The organism is Hymenobacter siberiensis (genome assembly GCF_018967845.1).
Taxonomy (GTDB): Bacteria; Bacteroidota; Bacteroidia; order Cytophagales; family Hymenobacteraceae; genus Hymenobacter; species Hymenobacter siberiensis.
The window spans coordinates 2,403,341-2,418,675 of record NZ_JAHLZZ010000001.1 but is presented as its reverse complement, the minus strand read 5'-3'; the positions used below and the strand labels follow the sequence as shown (position 1 = coordinate 2,418,675).

Genomic DNA, 15,335 nt, shown 5'->3' with positions numbered 1-15,335 from the left:
GCCCGGCAAGCTACTTACCGCTACTGAGCTGCACGCTGGTTTTCAGGGAGATGCTTTCAATGCCGTAGCTGCCGCGCATGCCGCCACCCCGCATGCCACCGCCAGGCATACCGCCGCGCATGCCCATGCCGCCCTGGCCGCTGTTCATCACGCTGCCGCCGGGGCTGCCCACGGGCGGGTTCCACTTGTTGCCAGCGATGGTGATGCCTACCACGGCGGGCCGGCCGCCGGCCAGCGCGGGCAGTTTGCGGTAAAGCAGGCGCATCGGCACGGCCAGCTCATAAATCAGGTCTTCCTGCGCATCCACGCCAAGGGCGGCTTTCACGCCGAGCTGCGACTGGGCATCGGTGAGGGTGGGCTCCTTGCTGCCTTTGTAGTTGAGGAGCTCCATCTCACGCATATTGCCGATTACCCGCGTCATGCGCTCATGCCGGGCCGCCCGGCGTTCGGCAGGCGAGCCGAGCTCGGACTGCTGGTCGCCGCCTTCGGGCTCGCCACGCCCAGCCAGAGGCCCGCCTATCGGAAACCGCACCCCAAACTGGTGCTGGTTGCGGCCCGTGGTATCGAGCCAGACCGTGAGGCCCAGCCGCACAATTTTGGCCTGGGTGGCCGGGTCGGCGGCTTTGATGCGCAGGTACACCGCGCGGCCATCGTTCAGCACCTGGTATTGCAGCTTGCTGGTGGGGTCGTAGTGCAGGGAGTCGGTCCACTCCGTGGCCCGCCCATCCACCACCGGTGGCGCGGGAGCGAAACGGCTGGCGCTGCTGGCCGTGGGCTGGCGGCTACACGCCAGGAACAAAAAAGCTGCGGGCAGCCACACGGGCCACGAACGGGGAATAATCATCCTAAAATTTGAAATACAACCAAGTAAAATCAGCCGCAATGTTCCCGGTTATCGGGTGTGTTTTGAGTGAATATGACTGGTTTGGCCACAAACTGGCAGGGAAATGGCATAACCCCGGTGGAGCCTGCCCCGGCCGGCCCCATCGCAAAGCTAACCGCCCACCCCACCGGGTCCAACCCTAGCGCGGCGTAACCGCATTTGCCCCGCCGCCGTTGCAGGCCCATCCGCTGTTCTTCACCGGTAAATTCCGCTTTATTTATTCCCATGAATTTTTCGTTTCTTCCTGCCCTGCGCACTGGCGCGCTGCTTTCATTACTGCTGCCGCTGGCCAGCTCTTCCAGCATGACTGACTGGGCGGCCCGCCGCCCGGCCACGGCTTCGGCCCGCGCTATTCCGGCCGCCCGCCCGCTGCAAGGGGCCAAACCCGACCCGGCCGTTATCGCCCAGTTTGGCTTGTATAACAATGCCAAGCTGCAACAGCTCATCACGGCGCGGGGCAAGGCCATGGCGGCCATTTCGGACCGCCCCGGCGACTACGGCTTCACCGTGGTCGATTCGCCCGTCATCAACGCCTTCGCCACACCCGATGGCCACGTGTACTTCACGCGCGGCATCATGGCGTATTTCAATGACGAAGCCCAGTTCTCCGGCGTGCTCGGGCACGAACTCGGCCACATTACCGCCCAGCACGGCAAAAAGCAGCAGACGCGCAGCACCATTGCCGGCATCGGTATGCTGCTGGGCTCGATAGTAGCCCCGCGCGTGATGCAGTCGCTGGGCGGCGTGGCGCAGCAGGTGGTGGGCCTGGGCATGCTGAAATATAGCCGCGACGACGAGAACGAGGCCGACGGGTTGGGCGTGAAGTACTCCACCAAAATCGGCTACGATGCCAGCCACATGGCCGATTTTTTCCAGACCCTGGAGCGCACCGAGGCTCAGAGCGGCAGCAGCATTCCCACCTTCCTCAGCACCCACCCCAACTCGGCCGACCGCTACACCCGCGTGAAGCAGCTGGCCGCCCAGGCCAAGCAGAGCGCCGGCCGCAGCACCTTCGCAGTGAACCGCGACGCTTACCTGCGCTCCATCGAGGGCCTGACTTTTGGCGAAGACCCGCGCCAGGGCTTCGTGGAAAACAGCGTGTTTTACCACCCCGATTTGAAATTCCGCTTCCCCATCCCCTCGGGCTGGAAGTCGCAGAACTCCCCCGATAAATTCCAGATGCAGGAGCCCAATGGCAAAGCCCTGCTCGTATTCCTGGGAGCCGGCGGCTCTTCGCTCGACGAAGCCGGCCAGAGCCTGGCCAAGGCCATTGGCGTAAGCAATGCGCAGGCCCAGAAAACGACCATCAACGGCTTCCCGGCCCTCGTGTTTGAAGGCGACCAACAGGCTTCCGACCAAAACAGTACCTCGGCCCACGTGCTGGCCCAGCTCATTCAAGACGGCAAGAGCATCTACGCATTTGTGGGCCTGGCCGAACCCTCCTCGTTCAGCGCATATGCGCCGCAGTTTCAGCAGGCCGCCCAAGGCTACGCCCGCCTCACCGAGGCCAGCAAGCTAAACCGCCAGCCCGAGCACATCCACATCCGCACCGCCACCGGCACCCAAACGCTGGCGGCAGCCCTGGCCTCGGCCGGGGTTCCGTCGAGCCGCTACCAGGAGCTGGCCATTGTAAATGGCATGAAAACCACCGATAAGCTGCCCAAGGGCATGCTGTATAAGGTAGTGGGCAAATAGACCACGAATTAGCTCGGATTTTAGCGGATTTCACGGATTTTGTAGCCGATTATTATCCATCATCCGACGGCCAGCATGGTCATCAGAAAAAATAAAAAGGCTTGCCTACTGGCAAGCCTTTTTATTTTTTCTGATTTTCAACGTCCACAAAATCCGTGAAATCCGCTAAAATCCGAGCTAATTCGTGGTCTTAGACGTTGAAGCGGAAGTGCATGATGTCACCATCCTGCACCACATACTCCTTGCCTTCCACAGCCATTTTTCCGGCTTCCTTGATTTTTACTTCCGTCTTATACTCCTGATAATCGGGCAACTTGATAACCTCGGCGCGGATGAAGCCTTTCTCGAAATCGGAGTGAATGACGCCGGCGGCGGCGGGCGCTTTGTCGCCGCGATGGATAGTCCAGGCGCGCACTTCCTGCACGCCGGCAGTGAAGTAGGTAATCAGGTTCAGCAGCTCGTAGCTGGCGCGGATGAGCTTGTTCAGGCCCGACTCGGTGAGGCCATACTCGCCCAGGAACATTTCTTTTTCCTCGGGGTCCTCCATGTCGGCAATCTGCTCCTCGATGGCGGCCGATACCAGCACTACCTGGGCACCTTCGGCCTTCACGTGCTCGCGCAGGGCGGTTACGTGGTGGTTGCCGTTGCTGGCAATGCTGGCCTCGTCCACGTTGGCCACGTAAATCACGGGCTTGATGGTGAGCAGCTGCAGGTCGGCCACTGCTTCCAGCTCATCAGGGGTGACGCTGAGGGCGCGGGCGTTCTGGCCGGCCTCCAGAGCATCCTTGAAACGCTGAAGCACTGCAACTTCCTTCTTGGCCACAGCATCGCCGGCTTTGGCGCTGCGCTCCGATTTCACCAGCTTCTTGTCGACGCTTTCCAGGTCCTTGAGCTGCAGCTCGGTGTCGATAACATCCTTATCAAAAACCGGGTCGACGCCGCCGGCTACGTGCACGATGTTGGGGTCGTCGAAGCAGCGCACCACGTGGATAATGGCGTCTACCTCGCGAATGTTAGCCAGGAATTTATTGCCCAGGCCTTCGCCCTTGCTGGCACCCTTCACGAGGCCGGCAATGTCGACAAACTCGATGATGGTGGGCAGCACGCGCTTGGGGTTCACGAGGGCTTCCAGAATCTGGAGGCGCTCATCGGGCACGGTGATAACGCCCACGTTGGGCTCGATGGTGCAGAACGGGTAGTTGGCCGATTCGGCCTTGGCGTTCGAAAGCGCGTTGAAAAGGGTGGATTTACCGACGTTCGGCAAGCCGACGATACCGCAGCGGAGGCCCATTTTTTGGAATTATAAATTATGAATTATCAATTATGAATTGGGGGCAATTCGGCTGCAAAGGTACGGCTTGCGGTAACGCAAAACGGCGCAGCCAGACGAAAGTCTGATTACGCCGTTTTGGGGGCATCTGTCATGCAGCGCGCAGCGGAGCATCTTTACCTCGATACTAACTCCTGTCGATTGGTTTACTATTGAGGTAAAGATGCTTCGCTGCGCGCTGCATGACGGGCAAAGCCCTAGAAGCTGTCGTCGCTGCGGTTGGGGTCGAAGGCGGGGCGCTCCACCTCGCGGCGGGGCTGGTCGCGGTCGTCGTACTCGCGGGGGCGGTCGAGCTCGGCCACTTCCTCGGGGCTCAGCAGCTCTTCGCGCACATAGTCCACGGCGTCCTGCAGGGCATCCACGAACTTTAGGAAATCTTCCTTGTAGAGGAAAATTTTGTGCTTTTCGTACGAAACGGAGTCGTCGCCGTTCTGGCGGCGCTTGCTCTCGGTGATGGTCAGGTAGTAATCCTGGCCGCGGGTGGCTTTCACGTCGAAGAAATACGTGCGCTTGCCGGCTTTAATGCGTTGAGAATAAATTTCTTCCTGGTCGTGACGGTCGTCCACGGCGTTGGGTTGGGGGTATGGGTGGGAAATAGAAACGGTCGGTTGGTTGAAAGGCCTAACTTACGAAAGTTGTAGCAAAGATAAACGGCGGGGGTAGCGTTGGTGTTGAAGGCAGGAACGGTGCTCGCGGTGGGGGCGAAGAAGAAGAACGTCATGCTGAGCGCAGCCGAAACATCTCGCGTGCCACCACTAATCAACACGATTTAATAACTGCTGCACGCGAGATGCTTCGGCTGCGCTCAGCATGACGTTCTTTACAACAACAAAATTCACCCCATGCCCCTCGACCTCGCCGCCATCCGCTCCTTCGAGAACCTTGAGTTTCTGGCCCGCCAGCTCGTGGATGGGTTCATTACCGGCCTGCACCAGTCGCCCTACCACGGGTTTTCGGTGGAGTTTTCGGAGCACCGCCTGTATAACCCCGGCGAGAGCACGCGCCACATCGACTGGAAGGTTTTTGCCCGCACCGACAAGCTTTTCGTGAAGCGCTACGAGGAAGAAACCAACCTGCGGGCGCATATTCTGCTCGATGTGAGCCCCAGCATGTACTACCCCGCGCCGGGCTTCGACAAGCTGAAATTCAGCATTCTGGCGGCCGCCGCGCTCACCACGCTGCTCACCCGCCAGCGCGATGCCGTGGGCCTCGTCACCTTCGCCGACGCCATTGAGCTGCAAACGCCGGTGCGCTCCACCAGCACCCACCGACACACGCTGCTGCTGGCGCTGCAACAGCTGCTGGAGCGCCCGCCCGGGCCCAAAACCGGCCGGGGCACCGACGTGGCCGGCACCATTCACGCCATTGCCCGGCAGATTCCGAAACGCTCGCTCGTCATCCTGTTCAGCGACATGCTGGGGCGCGGCGCAGAAGAGCAGGAAACGGCCCTGGCCGCCCTGCAGCACCTCAAGCACCAGCACCACGAGGTGCTGCTGTTCCACATTCTCGACCGGGCTACCGAAGCGGATTTCGAATTTTCCGAGCGGCCTTATATTTTTGAAGACGTGGAAACCGGCCTCGAAATCAAGCTCCAGCCTTCGCAGGTGAAAGAGCAATACCAGGCGGCCATGACGGCCTATGAGCAGGAGCTGGCCCTGCGCTGCGGCCAGCTCCGCATCGATTTCGTGCCCGTGGACGTGCGCGAGCCGTTCGAAAAAGTACTCTATGCTTACCTGGTGAAGCGCGGCAAGGTGCGGTAAAGCACCGATAGCACATGCTTCGGCGTGTGCGTATTCGCGCGGCATCGTGCAACGTGGCACACGCTACGGCGTGTGCTACAACCAAAGCTGCTACCGCCGCCGCCGTAGCTTTGGCTTCTCTTTCAGCTTGCCTCTTGCCTGTTTATCGTGTTTTTACTGCGCCTACTGCTCATTTTTGGGGTTTCGCTGCTCGTCTTCGCGCCCATCACCGGCTACATTGCCTATAACTACGGCCGCTCGTTCTGGCGGTGGTTTGGACTGGGGCTGCTGTTGCCGTTTGTCTCGGTATTTATCGCGCTGTTTATGGCCATGCGCGAGCGGGCGGCCGAAGAGCGGGCGAGCCGGCCACCACGCCCGTAAGCACCTCCCACGTACCTTTACCAACCCGGCCACCGGGGTAATTTTGCTACTCTTTTTCACCTCATCATGTACCAAACCCTTCTCGTTCTGCACTCCTGGTCCCGCTGGTTCGTGCTCATCTTCGGTGCCATTGCCGTGTACCGTGCCTACGTGGGCTACTCCGGCCGCCGCCCCTACCTCAGCGCCGACAACGGCATGAGTGCCGCTTTCTCGGGCTTTATATGGTTGCAGGTGCTCATCGGCTTTGGACTGTACTTCGGCCTCAGCCCCTGGGGCCTGAACGCCATGAAGCAGGCCGGCGCCATGAAAGACCCCACCGCCCGCTTTTTCGGCATGGAGCACGTTGCCATAATGATTCTGGCCGCCATTGTGGCCCAGGTAGGCCGCATCGTTGTGAAGAAAACCGCCGACAGCACCCAGAAGCACCGTAAGTCCCTGCTCTACTACGGCGTGGCGCTGCTGCTCGTGCTGCTCATGATTCCGTGGGGCATCTGGAATCCGGCCCGGCCCTTGTTTCGGTTTTAAGTCTTAATTTTGAAGCGCTACGTATATGCCGTAGCGACCTCGCTATACTGCCCGATTCAACTTGTTGCTCCGCCCGTGATTAACGCGCCGAAACGTACCTATTCCGTCGAAGATTTCTCGGAGCTAATCAATTCCCGCCTTCAGCAGCTGGAAGACACCCGGGAAGCCCGGCAGCGCTATGGCTCCCTGCTGGCCGTGCTGCGCCAGCAGGTCGACTCCTACCGCATGCGGCGGGCGGGCGGCAAATAGCCCGGTTCCAATCCTTCAGCAATTCAAAAGCCTTTCCGCTACGTAGCGGGAAGGCTTTTTTGTGTCGATGCGGCCCGGCCGGACTACCCAGTAGTCAGTTATCAGCAATCGGTAGTCAGACAGGAATCAATTGACTGATTTTTTAGATATATGAAATCTGATTACTGACTACCTACTCAAAGAACGGCATCCAGATTTTCGGCTCAAATCAGCGAATCCAGGCTGCGGCGGGCGGCAGAGGCCGGACCCAGCTTCTGGAATTCGGTGGGCGTGAGGCCCGTCACCTGCCGGAATTGCCGCGAGAGGTGCGCCGGGCTGCTGTAGCCCAGCTGCCGGGCCACTTCGGCCACGGACAGCTCGCCGTAGCCAATCAGCTCCTTGGCCCGTTCCACCTTCTGGCGGATGGTGAATTTCTCAATCGTGAGACCTTCGGAAGCGGAGAACAAGTGAGAAAGGTAGTGGTAATCCTTCTCCAGGTGCTCCACTAGGTAATCCGAATAGTTGAGCAGGCGGGGGCCGGGCGGCGGGTAGTGAATCAGGGCCACCAGCAGGGTTTTGATGCGGTCCACGAGTTGGTCGCGCGGGTCTTCCAGCAGCTCAAATCCGGCCTTATGCAAGCTGGTCCGGATGGCGGCCCAGTTGGGAGCCGCGCCGTCGGGCGTCGATACGTCGGCCTCGCCCAGGGCCACGCGGTGCACCTGCAGGCCCTGGGCTGCCAGGTCTTCGCCCACCACCCGGATGCACTGGGGGCAAACCATGTTCTTAATCAATAGCCGGTGCGAGCCGGGCGGCGGCAGCACATGAGCAATACCAACGTCGGCTTTTAAAGGATGCGGCATTATTTGACCACCAGACTGCCGCGCAGCATGCCCATGCCGCAGGTGAACGGGAAGGTGCCGGCCTTTTCGGGTAACAGCTCCACCAGCGTCGTTTTGAAGGCCGGCAGGTCGCGGCGAATGCTGAAATCGGGCATCAGCAGCTCTTCCGAGCAGCTGTTTTCCTCGTCGCGGTAGAAGCTCAGCTGCACGGGTTTGCCGCGTTCCACCTCGATGATGTCGGGCGAATAACCGCCTTTCACCGTGATGTCCACTTCCTGCACGCCGCTGGATGAGGAAACGGCGCTGGCCGTCTGGCGGGCCGAGAAGAAGAAGTACCACAGCACGAAGGCCGCTAAGCCTAGGCCGACGATGGTGACGATTATGGCGGTTGTGTCCATGGTTTTAAGCTGTTAGCTATCAGCTGCTAGCTGCTAGCTTTTGTTGTGACTATTTGGGGAAATGCTGTCAGCTGTCAGCTAACAGCCAGCAGCTAATAGCTTAGCCTTTAAAGGAGCGCAGCCTCAGCGAATTGGTGAGCACCGAAACCGAGCTGAGCGCCATGGCCGCCGCCGCCAGCATGGGCGAGAGCAGGATGCCGAAGAAGGGATACAGCAGTCCGGCCGCCACGGGAATGCCCAGCGTGTTGTACACGAAGGCGAAAAACAGGTTCTGCTTGATGGTGCGGATGGTCTGGCGGCTCAGCTCGATGGCCGTGACCACGCCGTGCAGGTCGGAGCGCATGAGCGTGATGCCGGCCGCTTCCATTGCCACGTCGGTACCCGAGCCGATGGCCAGGCCGATGTCGGCCTGGGCCAGCGCGGGCGCGTCGTTAATGCCGTCGCCCACCATGGCCACGATGCGGCCCTCGGCCTGCAGTTCCTTCACCTTGCCGGCTTTGTCGGCCGGCAGCACTTCGGCGAAGTAGCGGGTGATGCCCACCTGGCCGGCCACCTGGGCGGCGGTCTGGGGGTTATCGCCCGTCATCATCACCACCTCAATGCCCAGGGCCTGCAGCTCTTTGATGGCGGCGATGGAGGTATCGCGCACGGTATCGGCCACGCCCAGCAGGGCTACGGCCTGCCCGGCCACGGCCACGTAGAGCACGGTTTTGGCCTGGCCCAGCAGCTGCTCGGCCTGGGCGGTGAGCTCGAGCGAAAGGGTGATGCCCTCGTCGGCCAGCAGGCGGCGGTTACCGATGAACACGACCTGGCCGTCGACGGTGGCGGTGGCGCCTTTGCCCTCCACGGCCCGGAATCCATTGTTGGTCAGGCTACTGCTACCCTGGACATCGGCGTAGCGCACCACGGCTTCGGCCAGCGGGTGCTCGCTCTGGCGCTCCACAGCGGCCACCAGCTGCAGCAGGCGCGGGCCGTCCTGACCGGGGGCCAGGAAGTCGGTCACGGCGGGTTCACCCTTGGTTATGGTGCCGGTTTTGTCGAGCAGCACGGTATTCACCTGGTAGGCTTTTTCCAGGGCTTCGGCGTTGCGAATCAGTACGCCGTACTCAGCGCCCTTGCCGGTGCTCACCATGATGGCCGTGGGCGTGGCCAGGCCCAGCGCGCAGGGGCAGGCAATGATGAGCACGGCCACGAAGTTGACCAATGCCAGCGGAAGACGCGTGTCCACCGGGGCCAGGTCAAACCAAATCACGAACGTGAGAATGGAAATAATGACCACCGTGGGCACGAAAATGGAGCTGACCTTGTCGGCCAGCCGCTGAATGGGGGCGCGGCTGCCCTGGGCGTCTTCCACCAGCTTCACAATTTGCGAAAGCATGGTATCGGCCCCGACTTTGGTTACTTCAAAGCGAAAGGAGCCAGTTTTATTGAGCGTGGCCCCGAACACCGGGTCGCCGGTTTTCTTTTCCACGGGCAGGCTTTCGCCGGTTAGCATGGCTTCATCGAGCGAGGATTGGCCTTCGGTGATGCGGCCGTCGGTGGCTACTTTTTCGCCGGGGCGCACCACCACGATGTCGCCGAGCTGCACCTGCTCGATGGGCACATCTACTTCCGCGCCGCCGGGCCGCACCACGCGGGCGGTTTTGGCTTGCAGGCCGATGAGGCTGCGCATGGCGGCAGAGGTCTGCGTTTTGGCGCGCATCTCCATCACCTTGCCCAGCAGAATCAGGGCGATAATGGTAGCCGTGGTGTCGTAGTACACCTCGGGCATTAGGCCCCGGCTGGTGAAAAAGCCGGGTACCACGGTGGCCGCCAGGCTGTAGAGGAAAGCTGCGCCAGTGCCCACGGCAATGAGCGTATCCATATTGGCCGCCCGGTGCTTGAAGCCGTTCCAGGCCGACACGTAGAACTCGCGCCCGCTGTAGGCCAGCACGGGCAGCGTGAGCAGCAGCAGCACGTAGTTGAGCCACTGCACGTTGATTCGCGCCATCATCGCGGGCCAGAGCATCAGCATGCTCAGCGGCATGATGACGACGACCAGACCCACGGCCACCCAAAAGCGGCGCTTGAGCTTCTGGTAAGCCAGGGCTTTCTGGCGGTCGATTTCGGCGCTGCGCTCGGCGGCGCTGGTATCGGGGGCGCGCTCCAGCACCCCGTAGCCGGCATTCACGACGGCTTCCTTGAGGGTGGCGGGGCTGGCCTGGCCGGGCAGGTAGTGTACGGTGGCTTTCTCGGTGGCGAAATTGACCATCGCGCTCTGCACGCCGGGGGCCCGGCTCAGCGACTTTTCCACGGCCGATGCGCAGGAGGCGCAGGTCATGCCTTCGATGTCGAGGGTTTCGGTTTTGGTAGTTGGTTCCATAGAAATGCAGGTTATTAGGCAGTTGCCGGGCATAGCTAATCGGCGGAGAAAGCCCACAGTCCCCTTACAAAGGAACGGCGTTCCCGCAGGGAAGTTGGTACTGAATACCGCCGCAGAATTGCATAATTTGACGGATGGCATTGCCGGTTGAGGTTAATTGCCTCCCGGTATATCCACCGTCGCCCGTCCGTACGAGCTTGATAAAATCCGGCTTCGCACTTACATAATCCTGCCAACGAATTATGTTTGACAATGACTGATTATACCAGTATAATGACCTCAAATAGGCAGAAACCCCGCCTTTCCCTGTGGTTTGTAGCCGCTCGGAGCAGAGGGTGAACCCCTTTAACTGCACTGTGATTGGAAAACCAAGGTGACTCTTTCCAACAGATAAACCTATTTTTACGATTGACTGGTCCCTTTTTATGTTCCTTAACCTGTTTTCCTTCCGCCGTTTGCTGGCGACGAGCTTCCTGCTCGTCTTCGTCAACGTGTTTGTGGGGCAGTGCTGGTGCGCTACGGTAAACCCGGGAGTGGTGGCTCCGCACCCGGCGGAGCTGGCGCACCACGAAAAGCCCGCGCATCCGGGCTGCCATGGGCACGGGGCCCAGGCGGAACCCCACGGCCGGCACAAGGGGCATTCGTCGAAGTCGACCACCAGCCACGACTGCTGTAAGGACAAGTCGGCTTCGCTGCTTTCGTCGCTGATGACGCCTGCTCAGAAGCAGCTGATGATGCCCGCCTTGGCCCTGTTACCGGCCGCTATGGCGTTTCACTTCCGGCCCCAGGCCGGCCAGTGGGTCCGCACCGCAGCGGTTACGCTGGTGCCGCCCGGGCACCTAAAACCCAAAATCCTTGACACCCGCATTTTTATCCAGCCGCTAACTGTCTGATTCTTCCGACGCGCTAAGGCTCGCGCCGGCATAGCTACGCTGTGTCCGGGGCGGGCCTTTTCGTTTGCTCGCCGGTGTGGCCTGGCCATGTCATATCCCCTCATTTTCCTGGTTTTTCCGGCCCGTCCAATGCCCGTGCGGTTGCGGTAAGCCCCGATGCGCCTCGCCGACAGGAGTCCGTGCCGCTTTTTTCTAAAAACACTTATGTCTCTCGACCACTCCCTTACGCCCGATAATGCCGGTTGCATGCTCTATATCAAGCACATGGTGTGCCCGCGTGGCATTCGCGTAGTGCGGCAGGAGCTGGAAAATCTGGGCCTGCGGGTGCTCGACGTGCGGTTGGGGAGCCGCCACCGTGGCCGACGCGGGGGAGCAACTGGACTGGGTCCGCATCCGGGAAGTGCTGGCCGCGGCGGGCTTTGCCCTGCTGGAAAATCCGCACCACGTACTGGCCGCGCAGGTGAAGCAGCTGGTCGACGAGCTGTTGCGCCGCCCCGTTATGCTCCGACACCGCGACTTCATTCCTGCCCTGGCGCAGGAGGTGGGCCTGAGTGTGCGGCAGCTGCACGGCCTGTTTGCCCAGCTGCCCGACCCCGAAAGCCTGCTCAGCTACGTCACAGGGCAGCGGCTGGCCTACGCCCGGGAACTGCTGCTGACCTCCCGGCTCGATATCGGGCGCATTGCTCGGCAGCTGGGCTACGGTAGCCTGTCGCACTTCTCGGCACAGTTCCGGCGATTTGCGCAGTGCGCTCCCTCGGCCTACCGCCAGCGGGAGGCAACCCGGCCCCGGACCGAAGCGGCAACACCAAATGATGCAAGCCCCAGGTTTATTGATGCAAAACCAAGCTGAGCAGGATGAGTATAGGAGAGGGTAGCTCAAGCCAATCTCATTCACTTATAGCCCCTTCCCCCATGCATGCTCAAAACCAATCCCTGCTCGACGCCCTCAACGCCTGTATCGCCGCCTGCGAGCATTGCGCCTCGGCCTGCCTCGAGGAAGAAGACGTAAAAATGATGGTCCGCTGCATCAGCATCGACCGCGACTGCGCCGATATCTGCGCTATCACGGCCCGTTTCGTAGCTCGCGGCTCGGAACATGCTGCGCATTTGCTGAAAGAGTGCGCCGAAATCTGCAAAGCCTGCGGCGACGAGTGCGAGAAGCACAGTGCCCGCATGCAGCACTGCAAGGAGTGCGCCGAGGCCTGCCGTCGCTGCGAGCAAGCCTGCCGCACCGGCATGGCCGCCTAGCTGCTGCCGCTTCTTCGGTATTAGCAGAGCCCGGCCATTCAGTGACCGGGCTCTCTGTCATTTTTACGGTGCGGTAGTTCCTGGCCTGCCAAGGGCCACGCGCGGCGAGGCACCTGGCAGGAGCCTCCGTCCGCTACCCGTTACTAGCCTCTCCCCGCTCCAACTATCTCCAGGCTGAAGATGCGGGGTATTCCGCTTCGGCAAGCTCAACAGAACCAATTCGAGCCTGACCTCCGCGCTGCCCCACGCGGTACGGGCATTTCAACAATCCCTACATGAGAGTTTACTCCTTATTCCTTTTTTCGCTACTACTGCTGCTGCTCACGGTCCGGCCGGCCCGGGCCCAGACGGATACGGCCGTTTATCACCTCACCATTCGGCAGGAGCAGGTGAGCAAGGCCGGCAAGACCATGCAGGGCATGACCGTCAACGGCGGGATTCCCGGCCCTACTATTCGGTTCAAGGAGGGCGGCTACGCGGTTATCTACGTCAAGAATGAAATGAACGTGGAAACGTCGGTGCACTGGCACGGGCTGCTGGTCCCCAATTTTTACGACGGGGTGCCCTACCTCAACACGCCGCCCATCAAGCCGGGGCAGGAGCTGAAATATGAGTTTCCGCTTAAGCAGGCCGGCACCTACTGGTACCACTCGCATACCCTGCTGCAGGAGCAAAGCGGCGTGTATGGCTCCATCGTCATCGAGCCCAAGCACGAGCGCCTCACCTACGACAAGGAGCTGGTGCTCGTGCTCTCGGACTGGACCAACCAGCAGCCGAAGAATGTGCTGCGTTACCTCAAACGGGGCACCGAGTGGTATAACATTGCCAAGGGGACGGCCACGCCGCTCAACCGCGTGATTGCCCGCGGGGCCTTCGGGGCGCAGCTCAACTTCTGGAAGCAGCGCATGGAGGGCTTCGGCATTGCCGACGTGTACTACAACGCCTTCCTGGTAAACGGCCAGCCGGTGCAGGAGTACCCCGATTTTAAGCCCGGCGAAAGGGTGCGCCTGCGCATCATCAACGGAGGAACCTCGACGCAGTTCTGGCTGACGTTTGGGGGCGAGGACCCGCTGCTGGTGGCCGCCGACGGGCAGGACGTGGTGCCCGTGAAACACAACAAAACCTTCATTGCCATTGCCGAAACCTACGATTTCCTGGTCACGATTCCGGCCAGCGGCAAGCTCGAATTTCGGGCCATGGCGCAGGACGGCTCCGGTACCGCGTCGGCCTTCTTGGGCACGGGCCCAGTGCTGGCCGCCCCGGTGCTGCCCCACCCCGATAAAATCGCGCTCATGCAGCAGATGGCCAAAATGGACATGCGCATGGGCGCACCCGCCCTCAAGTTTCGGCCCCACCACGTCGACCCCGAGCAGATGAAAGCCAACTGGGGCATGCAGATGGGCAAGAAAGGGAAAGATGGAAAAATGGGCGGCATGAACATGGGCACCGATAAGCCCATGGCCGGAAAGGAAATGGGCGGCATGAACATGGGCGGCAACGACCAGAAGGCCGGCATGAAAATGAACGACCAGCCCGCACCACCCAAGCCCACTATGGCCGGCATGCCGATGGATGGCACGAAGAAGATGGATGGCATGAAGATAGACGGCATGAAAATGCCCGCTGACACGGCCCACGCCGGGATGAAGATGGGCGCCGATAAGCCGATGGCCGGCATGGCCATGGGCGGCATGAATATGTTCGCCGAGTACAACTACGACTACCTGCGGTCCGTGCAAAAAACGGCCTACGCCGATACCGTGCCCGTGCGCGAAATCCTGCTCAACCTCACCGGCAACATGAAGCGCTACATCTGGAGCATGAACGGCGTACCACTGTCGTCGGCCGATGAAATCCCGATTCGGGGCAACCAGATTACCCGCATCACCTACAACAACCTGACGATGATGCACCACCCCATGCACCTGCACGGGCACTTTTTTCGGGTCATCAACGAAAACGGCGACTACTCGCCCCTGAAGCACACCGTGAACGTGCCACCCATGAAGCAGGTCACCATCGAGGTGCTGGGCAACGAGTCGGGCGACTGGTTTCTGCACTGCCACGTCCTCTACCACCTAATGAGCGGCATGGGCCGCGTGGTGAGCTACAACACGCCCCGCGACCCGCGGATGCAGGGTTACCCGAAGAGCACGCTGGTGCACGAAACCAACCGCTACTACACCTGGGGCCTGCTCGGCGTGGCCTCGCACATGGGCAACCTGAACCTGGTGTCGTCCAACATCCGCAACCAGTTCAACCTGAGCGTGGAGAACGGCTGGAACCGCAACATGGAATCGGAGGCCACCTACGAGCGCTACCTCTACGACTACTTCCGCGTGTTCGGGGGTGTGAACGTGGAGAACGCCCGGCAGCAGCAGCCCGCCCCGCTTACCGAGCCAGGGGCCGGGGGCCGCATGGTCACCAAAACCACCACCACCGCCGTGGTCGGCGTCCGCTTCCTGACGCCCTACCTGTTCAGCCTCGATGCCCGCATCGACAACCAGCTGCGGCCCCGCCTGAGCCTGGGCCGGGCCATTATGGTGATGCCGCGGCTACTCGTGTCCGGCTATTATGAGTACCAGGCCGACTTCGGCTGGGTGAACAAGCTGGACAACAACCGCCGCTTTGCCAAAGAAGTCGTGTGGCGCAGCGGGGCCGAATACCTGCTCTCGCGCAACTTCTCGCTGATGGGCAGCTACGACAGCCGCTTCGGTGGCGGTGGCGGCCTGAACCTGCGGTTTTAAGCCCCAACCACACGCAGGCGCCGCGTAATCATGCAAGCCGGGGGCGCAATTCTGCACCCCTTTGGTA

15 protein-coding genes are annotated in these 15,335 nt (G+C 61.0%); 9 read left to right on the top strand and 6 right to left on the bottom strand.

Translation table 11 applies throughout. The annotated features are described in order from the left end of the window. Nucleotides 1-10 precede the first annotated feature (10 nt). Nucleotides 11-844, bottom strand: a complete 834-nt coding sequence (locus tag KQ661_RS10465; RefSeq protein ID WP_216680565.1) for a hypothetical protein — start codon at nt 842-844, stop codon at nt 11-13. A 264-nt stretch (nt 845-1,108) separates the two neighbouring features. On the opposite strand from KQ661_RS10465, the gene KQ661_RS10460 reads away from it, so the two are divergent. Beyond that, nucleotides 1,109-2,578: a M48 family metalloprotease gene (locus KQ661_RS10460; RefSeq protein ID WP_216686378.1), complete on the top strand. Its 1,470-nt coding sequence runs from the start codon at nt 1,109-1,111 to the stop codon at nt 2,576-2,578. A 190-nt stretch (nt 2,579-2,768) separates the two neighbouring features. Here the strand turns inward: KQ661_RS10460 and ychF are convergent, their stop codons facing one another. Together ychF and KQ661_RS10450 are read right to left on the bottom strand one after the other, a co-directional pair. After that, entirely contained in the window at nt 2,769-3,869 is a 1,101-nt protein-coding gene (gene ychF / locus KQ661_RS10455; RefSeq protein ID WP_216680563.1) for a redox-regulated ATPase YchF, read from the bottom strand. A gap of 236 nt (nt 3,870-4,105) precedes the next feature. Further along, nucleotides 4,106-4,474: a DUF3276 family protein gene (locus KQ661_RS10450; protein WP_216680562.1), complete on the bottom strand. Its 369-nt coding sequence runs from the start codon at nt 4,472-4,474 to the stop codon at nt 4,106-4,108. Nucleotides 4,475-4,750: 276 nt separating this feature from the next. Here KQ661_RS10450 and KQ661_RS10445 point away from each other — a divergent pair, with 276 nt between their 5' ends. From KQ661_RS10445 to KQ661_RS10430, 4 genes are all read left to right on the top strand, one after another. After that, the gene (locus KQ661_RS10445) at nt 4,751-5,668 is read left to right on the top strand and encodes a DUF58 domain-containing protein (RefSeq protein ID WP_216680561.1); all 918 of its coding nucleotides are present in this window, start codon (nt 4,751-4,753) and stop codon (nt 5,666-5,668) included. A 147-nt stretch (nt 5,669-5,815) separates the two neighbouring features. Further along, a complete protein-coding gene (locus tag KQ661_RS10440; RefSeq protein WP_168673283.1) occupies nt 5,816-6,028 on the top strand; it encodes a hypothetical protein in 213 nt (70 codons plus the stop codon). A 66-nt stretch (nt 6,029-6,094) separates the two neighbouring features. After that, entirely contained in the window at nt 6,095-6,553 is a 459-nt protein-coding gene (locus KQ661_RS10435; protein ID WP_216680560.1) for a hypothetical protein, read from the top strand. 9 nt (nt 6,554-6,562) lie between these two features. After that, complete coding sequence (locus KQ661_RS10430) at nt 6,563-6,802, top strand: hypothetical protein (RefSeq protein WP_216686377.1); 240 nt, start codon at nt 6,563-6,565, stop codon at nt 6,800-6,802. Nucleotides 6,803-7,005: 203 nt separating this feature from the next. On the opposite strand, the gene KQ661_RS10425 is transcribed toward KQ661_RS10430, so the two are convergent. From KQ661_RS10425 to KQ661_RS10415, 3 genes are all read right to left on the bottom strand, one after another. Continuing rightward, nucleotides 7,006-7,641 (bottom strand): helix-turn-helix domain-containing protein, encoded by a 636-nt coding sequence (locus tag KQ661_RS10425; RefSeq protein WP_216686376.1) that lies wholly within the window; start codon nt 7,639-7,641, stop codon nt 7,006-7,008. Continuing rightward, on the bottom strand, nt 7,641-8,018 hold the full coding sequence (locus tag KQ661_RS10420) for a cupredoxin domain-containing protein (protein ID WP_168673442.1): 378 nt from the start codon (nt 8,016-8,018) through the stop codon (nt 7,641-7,643). Before KQ661_RS10420 ends, KQ661_RS10425 begins: the two co-directional genes overlap by 1 nt. 100 nt (nt 8,019-8,118) lie before the next feature. Further along, the gene (locus KQ661_RS10415; protein ID WP_216686375.1) at nt 8,119-10,380 is read right to left on the bottom strand and encodes a heavy metal translocating P-type ATPase; all 2,262 of its coding nucleotides are present in this window, start codon (nt 10,378-10,380) and stop codon (nt 8,119-8,121) included. 425 nt (nt 10,381-10,805) lie between these two features. Here KQ661_RS10415 and KQ661_RS10410 point away from each other — a divergent pair, with 425 nt between their 5' ends. The 4 genes from KQ661_RS10410 (at nt 10,806) to KQ661_RS10395 (ending at nt 15,268) form a co-directional block, all read left to right on the top strand. Next, nucleotides 10,806-11,273 carry a hypothetical protein gene (locus KQ661_RS10410; protein WP_216686374.1) on the top strand — a complete coding sequence of 156 codons (468 nt, stop codon included), beginning with the start codon at nt 10,806-10,808 and terminating at the stop codon, nt 11,271-11,273. 355 nt (nt 11,274-11,628) lie between these two features. Then, complete coding sequence (locus tag KQ661_RS10405; protein ID WP_216686373.1) at nt 11,629-12,123, top strand: helix-turn-helix transcriptional regulator; 495 nt, start codon at nt 11,629-11,631, stop codon at nt 12,121-12,123. Nucleotides 12,124-12,185: 62 nt separating this feature from the next. Continuing rightward, a complete protein-coding gene (locus KQ661_RS10400; protein ID WP_216680554.1) occupies nt 12,186-12,521 on the top strand; it encodes a four-helix bundle copper-binding protein in 336 nt (111 codons plus the stop codon). A gap of 275 nt (nt 12,522-12,796) precedes the next feature. Continuing rightward, a complete protein-coding gene (locus tag KQ661_RS10395) occupies nt 12,797-15,268 on the top strand; it encodes a multicopper oxidase domain-containing protein (protein WP_216686372.1) in 2,472 nt (823 codons plus the stop codon). Nucleotides 15,269-15,335: the final 67 nt, after the last annotated feature.